The 423-nt window shown below is 44.2% G+C and carries 1 protein-coding gene; it reads right to left on the bottom strand.

Annotated features, from left to right (window positions below):
• The coding region (locus tag AB4585_RS28550) for an AMP-binding protein (protein WP_372172147.1) at positions 1–341 on the bottom strand (341 nt) is incomplete at its 3' end.
• Between the last annotated feature and the right edge of the window lie 82 nt (positions 342–423).

Genomic DNA, 423 nt, shown 5'->3' with positions numbered 1-423 from the left:
GTGTCAGCACCAGCGGTCGGGAAAATAGGAACGCTAATAAAGTCACCTAACATCAAGGCTAAGTCAGTAATAAACCACTCAACACAGTTCTTAGAGACAAACGCGACTTTATCACGAGGTTCAAGTCCTAGTTCCCTCAGCGCACTAACCAGCTTCAGCGCCATGTTAGCTACTTCAGAGTATGTATACTCAACAAACTCCCGGTCTATTATCTGCTTTAGATAGACCTCATTAGGGCGCTCATGAGCCCATTTAAGTATGAGCTCATTTGGTGGTGGAATTGTGCAAGGTGGGTTGATGAAAACTTGCTGCTCTGCTTCGGTCCCTGAAGCCTTGTCCATATACTAGCCTGCCATCTGGTGTGCACTTCGATTATTAAAAGCTTAGTATGTTTTACAAAGAAGAGTGCTAATTGCGGATATT

The organism is Vibrio sp. 10N.222.49.C9 (genome assembly GCF_041474985.1).
Taxonomy (GTDB): Bacteria; Pseudomonadota; Gammaproteobacteria; order Enterobacterales; family Vibrionaceae; genus Vibrio; species Vibrio crassostreae_C.
This window is presented reverse-complemented; position numbering and strand designations above follow the sequence as displayed.